The organism is Curtobacterium sp. 458 (genome assembly GCF_030406605.1).
Classification (GTDB): domain Bacteria; phylum Actinomycetota; class Actinomycetes; order Actinomycetales; family Microbacteriaceae; genus Curtobacterium.
The window spans coordinates 145,531-159,716 of sequence record NZ_CP129104.1; the positions used below are offsets into that span (position 1 = coordinate 145,531).

The 14,186-nt window shown below is 70.1% G+C and carries 19 protein-coding genes; 5 read left to right on the top strand and 14 right to left on the bottom strand.

What is annotated here, in order from left to right; genetic code table 11:
• Nucleotides 1-98: 98 nt before the first annotated feature.
• Nucleotides 99-296 carry a hypothetical protein gene (locus tag QPJ90_RS00650; protein WP_290132548.1) on the top strand — a complete coding sequence of 66 codons (198 nt, stop codon included), beginning with the start codon at nucleotides 99-101 and terminating at the stop codon, nucleotides 294-296.
• Nucleotides 297-931: 635 nt separating this feature from the next.
• Here QPJ90_RS00650 and QPJ90_RS00655 read toward each other — a convergent pair.
• Genes QPJ90_RS00655 through QPJ90_RS00670 form a run of 4 tightly spaced genes read right to left on the bottom strand, consistent with a single transcriptional unit; the run spans nucleotide 932 to nucleotide 2,729 of the window.
• Complete coding sequence (locus QPJ90_RS00655) at nucleotides 932-1,414, bottom strand: nucleotidyltransferase domain-containing protein (RefSeq protein ID WP_290132549.1); 483 nt, start codon at nucleotides 1,412-1,414, stop codon at nucleotides 932-934.
• A gap of 6 nt (nucleotides 1,415-1,420) precedes the next feature.
• Entirely contained in the window at nucleotides 1,421-1,882 is a 462-nt protein-coding gene (locus QPJ90_RS00660; protein WP_290132550.1) for a phage tail protein, read from the bottom strand.
• 43 nt (nucleotides 1,883-1,925) lie between these two features.
• Entirely contained in the window at nucleotides 1,926-2,336 is a 411-nt protein-coding gene (locus tag QPJ90_RS00665; RefSeq protein ID WP_290132551.1) for an NUDIX domain-containing protein, read from the bottom strand.
• Between the two features lie 3 nt (nucleotides 2,337-2,339).
• A complete protein-coding gene (locus tag QPJ90_RS00670; protein WP_290132552.1) occupies nucleotides 2,340-2,729 on the bottom strand; it encodes a DUF2510 domain-containing protein in 390 nt (129 codons plus the stop codon).
• 74 nt (nucleotides 2,730-2,803) lie between these two features.
• Here QPJ90_RS00670 and QPJ90_RS00675 point away from each other — a divergent pair, with 74 nt between their 5' ends.
• Nucleotides 2,804-3,109, top strand: coding sequence for a hypothetical protein (locus tag QPJ90_RS00675; RefSeq protein WP_290132553.1), 306 nt, complete (start codon nucleotides 2,804-2,806; stop codon nucleotides 3,107-3,109).
• Between the two features lie 4 nt (nucleotides 3,110-3,113).
• Here QPJ90_RS00675 and QPJ90_RS00680 read toward each other — a convergent pair whose 3' ends face one another.
• The 4 genes from QPJ90_RS00680 to QPJ90_RS00695 form a co-directional block, all read right to left on the bottom strand.
• The gene (locus tag QPJ90_RS00680; RefSeq protein WP_290132554.1) at nucleotides 3,114-3,479 is read right to left on the bottom strand and encodes a hypothetical protein; all 366 of its coding nucleotides are present in this window, start codon (nucleotides 3,477-3,479) and stop codon (nucleotides 3,114-3,116) included.
• A gap of 56 nt (nucleotides 3,480-3,535) precedes the next feature.
• Complete coding sequence (locus tag QPJ90_RS00685; protein WP_290132555.1) at nucleotides 3,536-3,769, bottom strand: hypothetical protein; 234 nt, start codon at nucleotides 3,767-3,769, stop codon at nucleotides 3,536-3,538.
• A 36-nt stretch (nucleotides 3,770-3,805) separates the two neighbouring features.
• Nucleotides 3,806-4,879, bottom strand: coding sequence for a redox-regulated ATPase YchF (gene ychF, locus QPJ90_RS00690; protein WP_290132556.1), 1,074 nt, complete (start codon nucleotides 4,877-4,879; stop codon nucleotides 3,806-3,808).
• Nucleotides 4,880-5,047: 168 nt separating this feature from the next.
• Nucleotides 5,048-6,283 (bottom strand): multidrug effflux MFS transporter, encoded by a 1,236-nt coding sequence (locus tag QPJ90_RS00695; protein ID WP_290132557.1) that lies wholly within the window; start codon nucleotides 6,281-6,283, stop codon nucleotides 5,048-5,050.
• Between the two features lie 46 nt (nucleotides 6,284-6,329).
• Here QPJ90_RS00695 and QPJ90_RS00700 point away from each other — a divergent pair, with 46 nt between their 5' ends.
• The 3 genes from QPJ90_RS00700 (at nucleotide 6,330) to QPJ90_RS00710 (ending at nucleotide 8,385) form a co-directional block, all read left to right on the top strand.
• Nucleotides 6,330-6,770: a MarR family winged helix-turn-helix transcriptional regulator gene (locus QPJ90_RS00700; RefSeq protein WP_290132558.1), complete on the top strand. Its 441-nt coding sequence runs from the start codon at nucleotides 6,330-6,332 to the stop codon at nucleotides 6,768-6,770.
• A gap of 117 nt (nucleotides 6,771-6,887) precedes the next feature.
• Nucleotides 6,888-7,526: an exonuclease domain-containing protein gene (locus QPJ90_RS00705; protein ID WP_290132559.1), complete on the top strand. Its 639-nt coding sequence runs from the start codon at nucleotides 6,888-6,890 to the stop codon at nucleotides 7,524-7,526.
• A gap of 100 nt (nucleotides 7,527-7,626) precedes the next feature.
• Nucleotides 7,627-8,385, top strand: a complete 759-nt coding sequence (locus QPJ90_RS00710) for a GntR family transcriptional regulator (RefSeq protein WP_290132560.1) — start codon at nucleotides 7,627-7,629, stop codon at nucleotides 8,383-8,385.
• 18 nt (nucleotides 8,386-8,403) lie between these two features.
• On the opposite strand, the gene QPJ90_RS00715 is transcribed toward QPJ90_RS00710, so the two are convergent.
• From QPJ90_RS00715 to QPJ90_RS00740, 6 genes are all read right to left on the bottom strand, one after another.
• Entirely contained in the window at nucleotides 8,404-8,811 is a 408-nt protein-coding gene (locus QPJ90_RS00715; RefSeq protein WP_290132561.1) for a tautomerase family protein, read from the bottom strand.
• A gap of 125 nt (nucleotides 8,812-8,936) precedes the next feature.
• Entirely contained in the window at nucleotides 8,937-10,142 is a 1,206-nt protein-coding gene (locus QPJ90_RS00720; RefSeq protein WP_290132562.1) for a Gfo/Idh/MocA family oxidoreductase, read from the bottom strand.
• On the bottom strand, nucleotides 10,139-11,254 hold the full coding sequence (locus QPJ90_RS00725) for a transaldolase family protein (protein ID WP_290132563.1): 1,116 nt from the start codon (nucleotides 11,252-11,254) through the stop codon (nucleotides 10,139-10,141). The genes QPJ90_RS00720 and QPJ90_RS00725 overlap by 4 nt, the downstream gene beginning before the upstream one ends.
• Nucleotides 11,251-12,120 (bottom strand): sugar phosphate isomerase/epimerase family protein, encoded by an 870-nt coding sequence (locus QPJ90_RS00730; protein WP_290132564.1) that lies wholly within the window; start codon nucleotides 12,118-12,120, stop codon nucleotides 11,251-11,253. Before QPJ90_RS00730 ends, QPJ90_RS00725 begins: the two co-directional genes overlap by 4 nt.
• 3 nt (nucleotides 12,121-12,123) lie before the next feature.
• Nucleotides 12,124-13,197 (bottom strand): Gfo/Idh/MocA family oxidoreductase, encoded by a 1,074-nt coding sequence (locus QPJ90_RS00735; protein ID WP_290132565.1) that lies wholly within the window; start codon nucleotides 13,195-13,197, stop codon nucleotides 12,124-12,126.
• 40 nt (nucleotides 13,198-13,237) lie between these two features.
• The gene (locus QPJ90_RS00740; RefSeq protein ID WP_290132566.1) at nucleotides 13,238-14,164 is read right to left on the bottom strand and encodes a sugar phosphate isomerase/epimerase; all 927 of its coding nucleotides are present in this window, start codon (nucleotides 14,162-14,164) and stop codon (nucleotides 13,238-13,240) included.
• Nucleotides 14,165-14,186 lie beyond the last annotated feature (22 nt).

Below are 14,186 nucleotides of genomic sequence, written 5' to 3' on the forward strand. Positions count from 1 at the left end.
CCGCGCATCCGGGCCAGGGCGTACCCCGACCTCACGGGGTCCGAGGGCTACTGTCACGACGAGGACCGCGGAACCGACGCGGAGGACAGGGAGCCGACATGCCGAACCGTCTGGAGTGGGTCAGGGACGCCGAGGACCACTGGAAGGTGTCGTTCGGCGCCGACCAGTTGTGCGAGGTGACCCGGGCACGGCAGTACGTCGTCTCATCGCCCGACCGCTCGATCCGTGGGGCGCACTCGTCGCTCGAAGGGGCTCGCGCGCAGGTGCAGGCATACGTGCGGTGGAGCGGGCGGTAGGCAGGTCGGCACGCTCGACTACTCCTGACCGGACGATCTGCGGCGAGACGCGCTCAGGAGTTGCGCTGCTGCGGCGAGCACTCCCGGCACGAGCGCGAGAAGCGCAGTGGCGCCCTGTCCGTTCATGATCAGGACGCAGCCCGCGACGAGCGCTCCCACGGTGAGCACCTGTGCACCGACCACCCCGACCACGACTGCCGTCGCTTCCGCGCGACTCGTCCGCTCGAGCGCGTCTGAAGCGACTGCCTCCGACCGCACGTGGCAGGCGATCAACTCGCGAGCCGCACCCGGGACCAAGCGTTCGTAGCCAGCGAGGACCTGCGGCGCGGCTACCGGCCCGCTGAAGTGTTCCGCGAGCTTGAAGCCGAAGGCGCTGTCTGCCGCGAGGCCAGCGTTCGGCTCGACCGCTGCTGACGGAGCGCTTCCTGCATTCTCCGAAGGCGCGTGGTGTCCCCCGTCAGGCCCACGAACGCCCCGTGTGTCAGCGCTTGCACAACTCTCGTGTTCATGTCCCATCCTCGCCTCTCGGTCGCGAACGATCCTGCAACGGGCCGGACGTCACAGCCAACAAGTTGGAATGTCGCATTGACGGAACTGGCCGCTCACCCGCCTCGTGCTGGTGAGGTCGCGCCGACTCAGAGCGGCACTGCCTCGGCGAGCACATGTGCGAAGTGCGGATCGTCCCCGAGGTCATCGATCAAGAGGTCGACCTCGATACCGGTCAGACCTTCGACCGCGAGCGCGAAGCCGCCGAGGTCGAACAGGCTCGTCGATGACGTTGCGCCGACGAAGAGGTCGATGTCGCTGTCCTCGGTGTCGTGCCCACGAACAGCCGACCCGAACACGCGGACGTTGACCAGGTGATGCCGGTCGGCGGCGTCGAGGATCTCGTCGGCATGGAGCGCGAGAGGAACGCCCGGGCGGAGCCGGACTGTCCGCAGGATCCTCGCCAGCTCCGACGTTTCCGGGGTGCCGTCCCCGACTTCCCACGCGGAGAGCAGCGCGGGATCGATGTCGGCCGCCGCCGCGACGTCCTCCAACGTCATGCCGATGTCCGAACGGGCCGCACACAGGAGCGCGGCGACCTTCTCGTGAACCGTGTCCTCTTCCACCGACATCCCCGGTCAGTACTCGCCCTTGACCACGAAGTACGAGCCACGGATCGTCCCCGCGAGCTTCGACCGCTGCCGCACGAACTTGAACTTGTCCGCGAGTTCCTCCGGCACCTCCATGCCGTCGGAGAGCTTGAACCCGACCGCGCGCTTCCCGCCCGGCTCGAGCGTGTACAGGACGTTGATCGACAGACCGGACTCGTAGAAGACGTAGGTCCACCGGACGCCCTCGACCTCGAACTCGGTGGCCTCGAGCGGCGTCGACGCGATCTCGATGTCCCGCTCCCGGAGCACCCGGGCCACGTACTCGACGAGGTCCGGGACGTCCGCTGCTCGTTCGGTCGTGAACTCGAGGTCGTACTTGTTCGTGAAGTACCTCGCCTCGTTCGCCCGGAGACCGGCGAGCGCGTCCGCCACGGGTGACGACTCCAACCCGACGGTGGACACGTTGACGAAGTCGACGACGGACGACATGGCGCCTCCTGACTGTTCGGTGATCAGCGTCAACCTAGCGCTGCTACGCAAGCGAGCGCCACGCCGACGAGACCGTCGGCGTCACCGGACGGGGATCGCCAGGTGCCAGGAGCACGACCCGTGCGACGTCCTCGACGCCCTCGACCGCCGCGACCGGCCCGTCCACCAACACGACGGCGATCCGCCCCCGGTGCCGGAAGTCGATCGGTGTGCCGTCGCTCGCGCGGTCGACGCGGACGTCGAAGTCTGACCACCTGAGCACTTCGGACACCGACACGCCGCACTCCTCGTCCAGCTCACGGCGAAGCGTGTCGACGTCCGTCTCCCCGGCCTCGGGCGACCCTCCGGGCAGGTCGAGCCAGCCCGTGAACGGACCTCGAGCCTTCTCGACCGTCACGAGCCGGCCGTGTTGCAGCCATGCGCCGTACACGCCGAAGTGCTCGTGGACCGCCACCCGTCAGACCAGCTTCTCGAACACCATCGTCGCCTGGATGCGGTCACCCCCGCCGAACCCGGTGCTGCCCGAGGACGACGTCGTGATCGTGTGGAGGCGGTAGCCGAGTGCCGCCTGCGCGTTGATCGACCGCTCGAGTTCCGTGAGGTTGCCCGACCCGGTCCCGAAGAACTTCTCCTTGAGCACGACCTGCAGCACGACGTAGCTCATCCCCGTCGGCGCCAGGCGTGCCTGCCCACCGGCGGACGCCTCGGCCTGGATGCGTCCGATCACCCCGCCGATCCCCGGTGCGGGTGCGGCCGGGGGCTGCACCTGCTCCGTCCACGCCGTGCCGTCCCACCACCGCATGGTGCCGGACCCGTCGTCGTACCAACCCGCCTGCGTGTTCGTCATGCGCTCATCCTGGCCGAGCCCGGCGACGCCCCGCACCGTCCAGAACGGGGGTCCGACCGATCCATACTGGAGGGGTGACGACACTGCGAGGCACCCTGCGTTCGACCGAGACCCGCGAGGCCGAGGGCAGCGGCGACACCATCGGCGATGCACGAGAGGCTGCGATCGCGGCGCTCGACCTCGACGGGTTCCAGCTGCTCCAGGTCAACACCGTGACGAGCAAGGCGACGGGCGAGTCCACCGTGAAGGCGATCGCCCGCTCGACCGCGCTCCGGCCACACGAGGCGACGGGGGCGAACTACGACGCCGCCCTGGCCGCGTACCGGAGCACCGTGCCCGAGGGCTGGCAGGCACAGAACATGCACGAAGTGCAGGAGTGACCGGTCAGTCGAACCGGTGGCCGATCTGCGGGTCGTAGAGCGGCATCCCGAGGTCGGTGAACGCCCGGATCACGACGTTCCACTCCTCGGGATCCATGCCGTAACAGGTCGCGACGACGGCCTGCGGCAGATAGCCCACATCGATCGCACCCCGCTCGCCCGGACCGGCGAGCATCGTCTGGTTGCCCCCGTCAGCCCGGGCGAGCTCGACCGTCCACGTCGGGAACGCGGCGATGATCGCGCGCTCGGCACGGCCCGCGTCGAGCGGCTCGAGGCCGTCGACGGTCACGCCGTCTTCCAGCAGGGACGAGTAGACCGCAGCGGAGTCGAGCGCACGCTCGGCCCGCCAGAAGACGAACTGCTGGCTCATCGATCCCCGACTAGTTGTTGAACCACGATTCCACCACGTTCCGTCGCGGCTCGACCTCAGCGCGGATGGGTCCCGAAGAACGCGGTCACGATCGTGATCACACCTCCGATGCCGAGCATCGCCCCCAAGAGCCGCACCCAAGCAGTGCCCCATCGAGCTTGCGGATTCCACGCCAGGCCCGCCTTCTCAGCCGCCAGCGCGAGTCTGATCACCACCCGCGGGAAGGCGACCACGAAGGCACCCCAGAGCACAAGTATCGCCCCGACAACAAGTTGGAACACGGTGCCCACGGGGGCGACGGTACTCGACCTCGGGATGTCGGGCGACTAGTTGTTGAAGCGGAACTCCACCACGTCGCCGTCCTGCATGACGTAGTCCTTGCCCTCGATCCGCGCCTTGCCGTGCGCACGGGCCTCGGCGATCGAGCCGGCCTCCATGAGGTCCTCGAACGAGATGACCTCGGCCTTGATGAAGCCCTTCTCGAAGTCGGTGTGGATGACCCCGGCAGCCTGGGGCGCTTTCCACCCCTTGCCGATCGTCCACGCCCGCGACTCCTTCGGCCCGGCCGTGAGGTAGGTCTGCAGCCCGAGGGTGTCGAAGCCGATGCGCGCGAGCTGGTCGAGCCCGGACTCGGTCTGCCCGGTCGACTCGAGGAGCTCGGCGGCGTCCTCGGGGTCGAGGTCGATGAGCTCCGACTCGATCTTCGCGTCGAGGAACACGGCCTGCGCGGGGGCGACGAGCGCGGACAGCTCGGCCTTGCGCGACTCGTCGGTGAGGATCGACTCGTCGACGTTGAACACGAAGATGAAGGGCTTCGCGGAGAGCAGCCCGAGTTCGGCGATCGGCGTCAGGTCGATCGAGGTCGCGGACAGCAGCGTCCCCTGCTCGAGCGCGGCCTTCGCCTCACGGGCGGTGTCGAGCACGATCGGCTCGGCCTGCTTGAGCTTCACGGTCTTCTCGTACCGCGGCAGTGCCTTCTCGATGGTCTCGAGGTCGGCGAGGATCAGCTCGGTGTTGATGACCTCGAGGTCGTCCTTCGGCGAGACCTTGTTCGCCACGTGCACCACGTCGTCGTCAGCGAAGCCGCGGACGACCTGCGCGATGGCGTCGGCCTCGCGGATGTTCGCGAGGAACTTGTTGCCGAGCCCCTCCCCCTCGCTGGCGCCCTTCACGATGCCGGCGATGTCGACGAACGACACGGGCGCGGGCACGGTCTTCTCGGAGTTGAAGAGCGTCGCGAGCTGGTCGAGCCGCGGATCGGGCAGGTTCACCACGCCGACGTTCGGTTCGATCGTCGCGAACGGGTAGTTCGCGGCGAGGACCTGGTTCTTGGTCAGGGCGTTGAACAGGGTCGACTTGCCGACGTTCGGGAGACCGACGATTCCGATGGTGAGAGCCACGGGAGGACAGCCTACCGGCGGCGGCCCGCCGGGGCCGACCCTGGGCCTCCAGTCCGGATCGTCAGGTGGCTGTCAGGACCACGCGACCCGGCCTGGAGGCGCGCCACGCGCCCGACCGTCGTGTCGCCCACCACGGTGGCCGGGCTTGCAGTCGCGCGACTCGGCCGGTCAGGCCCGGCGACCCCGCGCGACGAGGAGCGCACCCAGGGCGACCACGGCGGACGCGAGCATGACGACGGCGAGCGGGGCGGCCGTGGCCGATCCGCCGATGCTCACGAGCGGGGACACGAGTGCCGCGAGGCCGAACTGGAGCGCGCCGAGCACGGCCGATGCGCTGCCGGCAGCCGTGGGCACGGCACCGAGGGCGAGCGCGGTGGCGTTGCCGAGCACCAGACCGAGCGAGCCGACGGCGGTGAACAGCGGCACGGCGAGCCAGATGGCCGGGGCGCCGGTCACCACGAGGAACGCGAAGGCGACGGTCGACGCCAGCACGAGCAGGATCCCGAGGCCGAGGACACCCGCGACCGATCGCGTCGCGGTGAGCTTCGCGGACAGGATGCTGACGCCCATGAGGGCGAGGGCGTTCAGCCCGAACGCGAGGCCGTAGCCGACGGTCCCGAAGCCGATCATGTCCTGGTACAGGAACGGTGACGCGGAGATGTACGCCATCATGACGGCGAACGCGAACCCGAACACGGCGGTGTTGGCGAGGAAGGCACGGGAACGCAGCGCCCGCAGACCCGAACCGGACCCCCGGCGTTCCGCTCGGAGTGCGTCGCGGCGCTCCCGCACGTGGGTCTCGCGCACGACGGCGAGCACGGCGACGAGCATCACGACCGACAGTCCGAGGACGATCGTGAGCAACCCACGCCAGCCGATCGCTCCGGTGAGGAGCCCGCCGAGCAGCGGTGCGACGACCGGCGCCACACCGCCGACGATCATCATGAGCGAGAACGCGCGCGCCGCGGCCTTCCCGGTCGCGAGGTCGGAGATCACGGCGCGGCTGATCACCATGCCGGCCGCTCCGCCGAGGCCCTGCAGGAGGCGGGCGGCGATGAGGACGCCGATGTTCGGTGCGAACACGGCGGCGAGGCTCGCGATCACGCACAGTGCGGCGCCGGCGACGAGCGGGGGAACGCGGCCGAACCGGTCCGAGAGCGGGCCGAAGACGAGTTGCCCCGCGGTGACCCCGACGAGGAAGGCGGTCAGGGTGAGCTGCACGGCGGTCGCACTCGCACCGAGGTCGGTGGTCATCCTCGGGAACGCCGGCAGGTACAGGTCGGTGGCGAAGGGCGCGACGGCGCTGAGCAGGCCGAGCACGAGGAGCAGGGCGGCGGTGATGCCCTGCCGAGCGGTCGTGGGTGTCGCGGCGTGCGCGCGGATGGTTCCGGTGTCCGTGGTCATTGTTATGAAAGCATAACTGATTCGAGACGGTCGGTACAGTACGGCCATGCCCTCCCAGGTGACCGACCGGCAGCTCGCCGAGCTCGCGGACGTCGTGCTGCGGATCTCGCGCGAGATCGACCCGCACGGCCCGGACCCGCTCGACATCGTGCCGCTCACCGGGACGGAGGCGATCGTCATGCGCTGGGTGGCGCGCAACCCGGGGACCTCTCCGAGTGCCACCGCGGACGCGACGGCCCTGCAGCGCAGCAACCTCAGTGCCGCGCTCCGCTCGCTCGTCGCCAAGGGCATGGTCGAGCGGCGGCAGCACCCGTCCGATGCCCGCACGGTGCAGCTGCTCCCGACGGAGGTCGCGGCGGAGAGCATCGAACGCCTGCACGAGCACTGGGCGACGACGATCCGGAGAGCACTGGGCGGCGACGAGGACGGCACGACGGAGGCGCTCGCGCTGCTGCAGCGGATCGACGAGGGGCTGCGGCGGGACTGACGCCCTGCCGGGGCTGAGGCCCTGCCGGGGCTGCGGCCGGATCGGCGTCGGAGCCGGCAGCCGCAACGCCGAGGTGCTGCGCAGCCGATGTCGGAGCCCCGTGCGACGATCGGACCCGTGCCGTTGAACTTCACCGCGATCGACTTCGAGACCGCGAACAGCTCCCCCGCGAGCGCGTGCTCCGTCGGGCTCGTGAAGATCCGCGCCGGCCGAGTGGTCGAGCGCGCCTCGTGGTTCATCCAGCCGCCGATCGGGCACGACACCTTCCTCGAGTGGAACACCCGCATCCACGGCATCGTCGCGTCGGACGTCGTCGGCGCGAAGGGCTGGGCGGAGCAGTACGCCGACATCGTCGCCTTCGCCGACGGCGACGTCCTGGTCGCCCACAACGCCCGCTTCGACATGGGGGTGATCGCCGGCGGCTGCGCCGCCACCGGGACCACGCTCAGCGAGCACCACTCGCTGTGCTCACTGCAGGTGGCGCGGAAGACCTACACCCTCGACTCGTACCGGCTGCCGATGGCCGCTCGGGCCGCGGGGCACGTCGGCTTCGCACACCACGACGCAGCGGCCGACGCGGAAGCCTGCGCCGCGATCGTAGTGCACGCCGCCGAGCTGCACCGCGCCGACACGGTCGAGGCCCTCGGCGCCGCCACCCGCGTCCACCTGTCCCCGGTGCGGCCGCGTGAGGAGAAGCCCCGGGCAGCCGCACCGCAGCCGAGGCTCTCCCGTCGGCCGATGGTCTGCTCGGACTGACGGCGAGTCGGCTTCACCGGTCCCGGGCAGCCCCGGTGGTATTGTCACGACAATCCCTGGCGGCAGCGGTGCCGCGCTCGATCTCCCCCGAAGGACGCCGATGACCAACGAAGGCCAGCTGCCGTCCGACCTGTTCATGGACCTGGACCGGTCGGGTCCGATGCCCCTCTACTTCCAGGTCGCGTCGCGCATCGAGGAGGCCATCCGCTCCGGCGCGATGCCCCCCGGCGCCCGGCTCGAGAACGAGATCGCACTCGGTGAACGGCTCGGGCTGTCCCGGCCGACGATCCGGCGCGCCATCCAGGACCTCGTCGACAAGGGTCTGCTCGTGCGCCGTCGCGGCATCGGCACGCAGGTCGTGCACGGTCCGGTCACCCGCAAGGTCGAGCTGACGAGCCTCTACGACGACCTCGCACAGGGGTCGCAGGTGCCGACGACGAAGCTCCTCGTCCGCGACGACGTGCCCGCGACGGACGCGGTGGCCGAGGCGCTCGGAGTCGAGCCCGGCACGGTGGTCCCGCACATCCGCCGGGTCCGGTTCGCCGAGGACGTGCCGATGGCCATCCTCGAGAACTTCCTCCCGCCGGAGTTCAGTGACATCACCGACGAGGACCTCGCGGCGCACGGCCTCTACCAACTGCTCCGCGGCCGCGGGGTGACGATGCGCGTCGCGAAGCAGCGGATCGGCGCCCGGGCGGTCACCGACGACGAGGCCTCGCTGCTCGAGATCGAGGACGGCGACCCCGTGCTGACGATGAGCCGGACGGCGTACGACGCGTCGGGGCGCGCGGTGGAGTACGGGGTGCACTGCTACCGGCCGGACCGCTACTCGTTCGAGGTCACGCTCGTCGACAAGTAGACGGGGCGGCGCCACCCGTCAGACCAGGGACGGGACGCCGAGCTCGCCCGTGACGTACTGCGCGCGGCCGAACCCGAACGACCAGTCCTGCGGCCCGTTCTCGACGTAGCCGATGAAGACGTCCTCGCTCGCGACGCCGACCTCGGCGAGACGGTCGTGGACCGCGGCGTACAGCGCCTGCTTCGCCACGTCGGAGCGTCCGCGTTGGGTGAACACCTGGATCATGACGACACCCTCGGTGCGCTCGAACCCGAGCCCGGCGTCCTCGGCGATGATCTGCTGCGCCGGGTGCTCCGTGACGATCTGGAAGCGGTCGCGCTCCGGGATGCCGTACTCGTCGACGACGGCGGTGTGGATCGCATCGGCGATCGTACGGACGGCTTCGGGGGTACGACCGGCGGCGAGGTCGATTCGGACGAGCGGCATGGTTCCTCCAACAGTCGAACTTTGTTAGGACAATCTAACAAAAGCGCGTCACTGAAGCAACCACGAAACGGCCTGGAGGCACGGTGCCAGCGTGCACCGTGCCTCCAGGCCGTCGGTGGTGCGTTCTAGAGCACCGGGGTCGCCGCGGAGTACGTCAGCGCCCCGTCGACCTGCGCGACGTCGTGCCAGGCGCCGTCGCGGAGCGACGCCTCGGCCGCTTCGACGATGCTCGCGGTCGCCAGTCCGTCGGCGACGGACGGCGCGAGCTGCTCCCCACGTCGCACGCTCGCGACGAACTGGGCAGCCTCGATCGTCTTGAGGTCGTCGTAGCCCATGGCTGTGCCGGCTCCGGGCTGGAACCGGCCGAACTCGCCGTCACCGGGGGCGACGTAGTGGGTGGCGTACCCGTCGACCTCCTGGCCGTCGAGGTACACCTCGAGCTCGTTCAGCCGCTGGAAGTCCCACCGGACCGAGCCCTTCGTCCCGTAGACCTCGAGCGCGTACTCGGCGTGCGGGCCGCGCATCACCCGGCTCGAGTCCATGGTGCCGACCGCGCCGTCCTCGAACCGGAACAGGAGCGCCGCGTAGTCCTCGTTCTCCACCGGGCCGTGTTCACCGCTCGCAGCGGCCGAGCGGTCGACGATCCCCTGCCCCGGTCGGGGCCTCGTCTCGATGAAGGTCTCGGCGAGCGCGGTCACGCTCGCGATCCGACCGACGACGTACTGCGCGAGGTCGAGCCCGTGCGAGAGCAGGTCGCCGAGGACGCCGGACCCCGCACGTTCCCGTTCGAACCGCCAGGTCAGCGGCGCGTCCGGGTCGGACGAGTAGTCGGCGAGGAGCGACCCTCGGACGTTCGTGATCCGGCCGAGCCGCCCGCTCCGGAAGAGCTCGCGTGCCCGCTGGATCGCCGGGGCGTGCCGGTAGTTGAAGCCGACGCTCGTGACGACCCCAGCCGACCGAACGGCGTCGTGGATCGCGCGGGAGTCGCTTGCGTACCGGCCCATCGGCTTCTCGATCCAGAACGGTTTCCCGGCCTCGGCCGCCGCGACGGCGACCTCGCGGTGCAGGAAGTTCGGCGCGCAGATCGACACGATGTCCACCTCGGGGTCGGTCAGGACCTCCCGGTAGTCGGCGACGGCGCGTTCGTAGCCGAGCCGGGTCGTGGCCTGTTCGCGGGCGGCGTCGATCGGGTCGGCCGCGACGACGAGCCGCGGGTGGACGTCGAGCTCCGGGAAGTGGTCCGGGAGAGCCCGGTACGCGCGGGAGTGCAGTCGGCCCATCCAGCCGACCGAGACCAGCCCGACGCCGAGCGTGTCCGTGACGGCGCTCACGCGGCCGGGACGATGATGTCGCGGACGAGGGCGTCGAGCTTCGCGTCGGCATCCAGGAACTGCCGGAGCGTCGTCACGGTCGCGCCGAAGCGGTCGAACTCGTCGATCGTCATCCCGTCGACGTCGTAGCCACGGGCGAACTCGGGCGTCGCCGCACGCAGCGCCGCGATGACCTCCGCCGGGACCTCGTCGTCGATCGCGTCCGGACGCCACGGGAACGCGTTGTCGTTGATGTCCTTCGACCACTGGAACGGCGGCGACACCACGAGGTCCCCGCCCTGGAACTCCGACCACTGCAGCGGGTTCCGGAACGCCGCCACGAGCACCCGTGAGCGGAAGCCGCGCTCCTGGAACACCCGGTAGGCGTTCTTCACCGCGGCCACCCCGGCCCACTCGAGGATCCCCGGGTCGACCATGACGTGGTCACGCTTGACGACGGTCTTCAGCCAGTCGTCGAACCGGCCGGCCATGAGCGTGACGACGTGACCGAACTCCTGCTCGGGCAGTCCGTCGGCGGCGCGTCGGTCGAGGGCACGCTCGATGGCCTCGCCCACCGCGACGACCTGCGGCACCGTGAACGACACGGTGGCGTTGATCGAGACCCCGCGGTACGCGGCCTCCTCGATCGCGGCGATGCCGGTCTTCGTGGCGGGGATCTTCACGATGATGTTCGGGGCGAGCTGCGAGAACCGCACAGCCTGTTCGACGAGTGCGTCGGCGTCCCGGTGCAGCCGCGGGTCGGTCTGCATCGACAGTCGGCCGTTGCGCCCGCCCGACGCCTCGAACGCGGGCAGCAGCTGCTCCGCGGCGGCGATCGAGAGCTCCTCGACCGCCTTCCACCCGATCCAGGACTCCCCCGCGGTCGGGTGCTCGGCGGCGATCTCGCGGATCCGCGGCACCCACCGCTCCGGGTCCTGCTGGATGCAGGTGAAGGCGATCACCGGGTTGCACGTCGCTCCGACCGCGCCGTACTCGTGGATCGCGGTCGACAGCTCGCGCGGGTCGGCGGAGTCGTTCCAGAGCGCGGTAGGGGTCCGTTCCGCGGCCTGCAGGGTCACCGGACGGGTGTCCGTCCCGGTCCGGTCGGTCGACGTCTCGAGCGTGGTGGTCATCGGGTCAGTCCCTTCGTGATCGCGTCCAGCTGGAAGCGGGACACCGCGTCGGCGTTCTCGTCCTCGGCGAAGACGCTGGACACCGCGACCGTGTCGTCGCGGTCGGTGAACCCGATGCGGGCGAGGCCGGCCCAGAACGCGTCGAAGTCGACGTCGGCCTGACCGACCGGCAGGTGCTGGTGCACGCGCGCGGTGTTGCCGGGCGGGTTCGAGATGTAACGGAGGCCGTGCGACCGGGTGTGGTCGAACGCATCGGCGACGTGGACGAGCTGCAGGGAGTCACCGGCTGCGTCCATGATCGCGTCCATGTTCCCGCCGTAGTGGAACGTGTGACAGGCGACGTAGACGAACCCGACGTGCTTCGAGTTGAGGCCGCGGATCACCCGGAGCGCCTCGAGCCCGTCCTCGACGAAGTCGTCGGGGTGCGGGTCGATGAGGACACGCAGGTCCGAGGACTCGATGATCGGCAGCAGCTCCTCCATCGAGCGGTAGAAGGCGTCCTCGGACTCCTCGGCGCGTTCGGGACGGCCGGAGAACTCGGTGTTGATGGTGTCGACCCCGAGTCGTTTCGTGATCTCGATGACGCGCTTCCACTTCGTCACCGCCGCCTCGCGGGCGTCCCGGTCGGGGCCGGACCAGCGGAGCACCGGGAGCACGCTCGCCACCTGGACCCCGGCGTCACGGCACGCGGCGGCGAACGCGTCGACGAGGTCGTCGTCCGCCTTGGGGTGCCGGTAGAACGGGATGAAGTCCCGGTGCGGGGTGAGCTGGAGGTACTCGTACCCGAGGTCCGCCACCTTCCGCGGGAACTCGAGCAGCGACAGGTCGTGGTGGAACGGCGTCGGGTCGAGGGCGATCTTCGGCATGCGTCAGGCTCCGGCGAGCGCGTCGACGACGCCGTCCGCCGTCGCCGTCTCCGTCGCGTAGAAGGCGGGCTTCGCGGTGGCGTACGTGACCTGCTCGAGCGCACCCGACTGCTGGGCGCGGACCGCGACCTCGGCCACGACGGACGCCGTGTAGCCGTCCCAGGCGCTCGGGCCGTCGATCCCACCGGTGCGCGCGGCGTCGACCCAGCGCTGGACCTCTTCGTCGTAGGCCGCGCCGAACCGCTCGACGAACGACGGCGTGACGCCCTGGCCGGAGACGCCGGCGGACACGACGTTCATCGCGGTCTCGCGGCCGATGTACGCGACGCCCGACTCGAACACGGCGTCGGTCGTGACCTGGTAGCCGAACTGCGCGTTGACGTTGATCTCGACGATGGCCATCGTGCCCGACTCCGTGGTGAACAGCACGAACTGCGGCTCGGGGAGGTCCGCCGGAGCGAGTGAGTTCTTCCGCGGCTTCTTCACCTCGACGGACACGATCGGCTCGCCGGTGAGGAACGGGATGATGTCGATCTCGTGGATCACGGAGTCGTGGATGAGCATCGACTCGCTGAAGTTCGGCGGCGTCGTCGGGTTCCGGTGCGCGTGGTGCAGGGCGAGCAGGGCGCCGTTCGCCCCGGACTCGCGGAGGGCCTTGAGCTCCTGGTAGCCCTTGTCGAACCGACGCATGAACCCGACCTGGATCCGCGGGCGGTCGGACCGCGCCTGCTCGAGCTCGACGATGCGGAGGGAGTCCTCGGCGCTCGTGGTGAGGGGCTTCTCGCACAGCACGGCGAGCCCGCGCTCGAGGGCCGGGACGAGGACCGGCTCATGCAGGAAGCCCGGCGTCGCGACGATGACCGCGTCGATCGGTGTGGCGTCGAGGGCGTCCTCGAACGACGCGGCGGTGATCGCGCCGGGTGCCTTCTCGGCAGCGGCCGTGGCGCGCGCCGTGTCCGGGTCGACGATGGCGACGACGTCGGCGCCGGCGATGGTGGACGTGATGCGACGCACGTGGTCGCTGCCCATCGCGCCGGCACCGACGACGGCGACGCGGAGGTTCTCGGTGGTGCTCATGGGGTTCTCCTGGTTGGACGACTGGTGGTGGACGGCGCTGCTACGAGACCCGGGCGGCCGAGGTCGACCCGAAGATGTGCTGGAAGGTCCGCTCGGCGATGGGGCCCGGGGCATCGACGGAGCAGCCGTACATGTCCTGCTCGACGATCCCGAAGACGTCGGGGTTGATCTTCGCGACGGCCTCGATGATCGGCGCGAGCTCGGGCGTCCCGTGCGGCGGCTCGGTCATGATCCCCTGCGCGACCGCGGTGGCGAACGGCACGTCGTTCTTGAGCACGTCGAAGAGCAGTTCGGTGTCGACCTGCTTGAGGTGCAGGTAGCCGATGCGCTCCGGGTGCTCGGCGATCATGCGGAGGTTGTCGCCGCCGTAGTAGGCGAAGTGCCCGGTGTCGAGGCAGAGGTTCGTGTACCGCGGGTCGGTGACCTCGAGGAAGCGGACGGTCTCGCGGTAGGTGCCGACGTGGCTGTCCGCGTGGGTGTGGAACTGCTGGTGGACGCCGTACTCCTCGAGCAGCGCCTTGCCGAGCTGGTCGTGCCCCTTGCCGAGGCGCTCCCACTGCTCGTCGGTCAGCGTGCGGGACTCGAGGACCTCCTCGGTGGCGTCGGAACGCCAGAGGTCCGGGATCGTGACGAGGTGCTCGGCGCCGAGCTTCGACGCGAGGCCTGCGACCGCGACCGCCTGGTCCCACGCCCGCTGGAACTGGTCGTCGCCCTTGTGGAAGCCGGTGAAGACCGTGCCCGCCGAGAGCTTGAGCCCGCGGGACTCGAGCTCGTCGGACAGCTGCGACGGATCGGTCGGCAGGTACCCGTAGGGGCCGAGCTCGATCCACTCGTACCCGGCGGCGGCGGCCTCGTCGAGGAAGCGCTGCCACGGCACCTGCTTCGGGTCGTCGGGGAACCAGACGCCCCAGGAGTCCGGGGCGGTGCCGATGCGGATGGCGTCGGTGGCGGTGGCGGTGTCGGTCATGACGTCGTCGTCCTTCGTGGGT

What these genes read in the sequence shown, in the direction of transcription:
- QPJ90_RS00730 (WP_290132564.1), bottom strand. Translation starts at nt 12,120, where the DNA reads ATGCCGAAGATCGCCCTCGACCCGACGCCGTTCCACCACGACCTGTCG.
- QPJ90_RS00710 (WP_290132560.1), top strand. Translation starts at nt 7,627, where the DNA reads ATGACCAACGAAGGCCAGCTGCCGTCCGACCTGTTCATGGACCTGGAC.
- QPJ90_RS00700 (WP_290132558.1), top strand. Translation starts at nt 6,330, where the DNA reads ATGCCCTCCCAGGTGACCGACCGGCAGCTCGCCGAGCTCGCGGACGTC.
- QPJ90_RS00680 (WP_290132554.1), bottom strand. Translation starts at nt 3,479, where the DNA reads ATGAGCCAGCAGTTCGTCTTCTGGCGGGCCGAGCGTGCGCTCGACTCC.
- QPJ90_RS00655 (WP_290132549.1), bottom strand. Translation starts at nt 1,414, where the DNA reads ATGTCGGTGGAAGAGGACACGGTTCACGAGAAGGTCGCCGCGCTCCTG.
- QPJ90_RS00650 (WP_290132548.1), top strand. Translation starts at nt 99, where the DNA reads ATGCCGAACCGTCTGGAGTGGGTCAGGGACGCCGAGGACCACTGGAAG.
- QPJ90_RS00735 (WP_290132565.1), bottom strand. Translation starts at nt 13,197, where the DNA reads ATGAGCACCACCGAGAACCTCCGCGTCGCCGTCGTCGGTGCCGGCGCG.
- QPJ90_RS00660 (WP_290132550.1), bottom strand. Translation starts at nt 1,882, where the DNA reads ATGTCGTCCGTCGTCGACTTCGTCAACGTGTCCACCGTCGGGTTGGAG.
- QPJ90_RS00740 (WP_290132566.1), bottom strand. Translation starts at nt 14,164, where the DNA reads ATGACCGACACCGCCACCGCCACCGACGCCATCCGCATCGGCACCGCC.
- QPJ90_RS00670 (WP_290132552.1), bottom strand. Translation starts at nt 2,729, where the DNA reads ATGACGAACACGCAGGCGGGTTGGTACGACGACGGGTCCGGCACCATG.
- QPJ90_RS00715 (WP_290132561.1), bottom strand. Translation starts at nt 8,811, where the DNA reads ATGCCGCTCGTCCGAATCGACCTCGCCGCCGGTCGTACCCCCGAAGCC.
- QPJ90_RS00695 (WP_290132557.1), bottom strand. Translation starts at nt 6,283, where the DNA reads ATGACCACGGACACCGGAACCATCCGCGCGCACGCCGCGACACCCACG.
- QPJ90_RS00725 (WP_290132563.1), bottom strand. Translation starts at nt 11,254, where the DNA reads ATGACCACCACGCTCGAGACGTCGACCGACCGGACCGGGACGGACACC.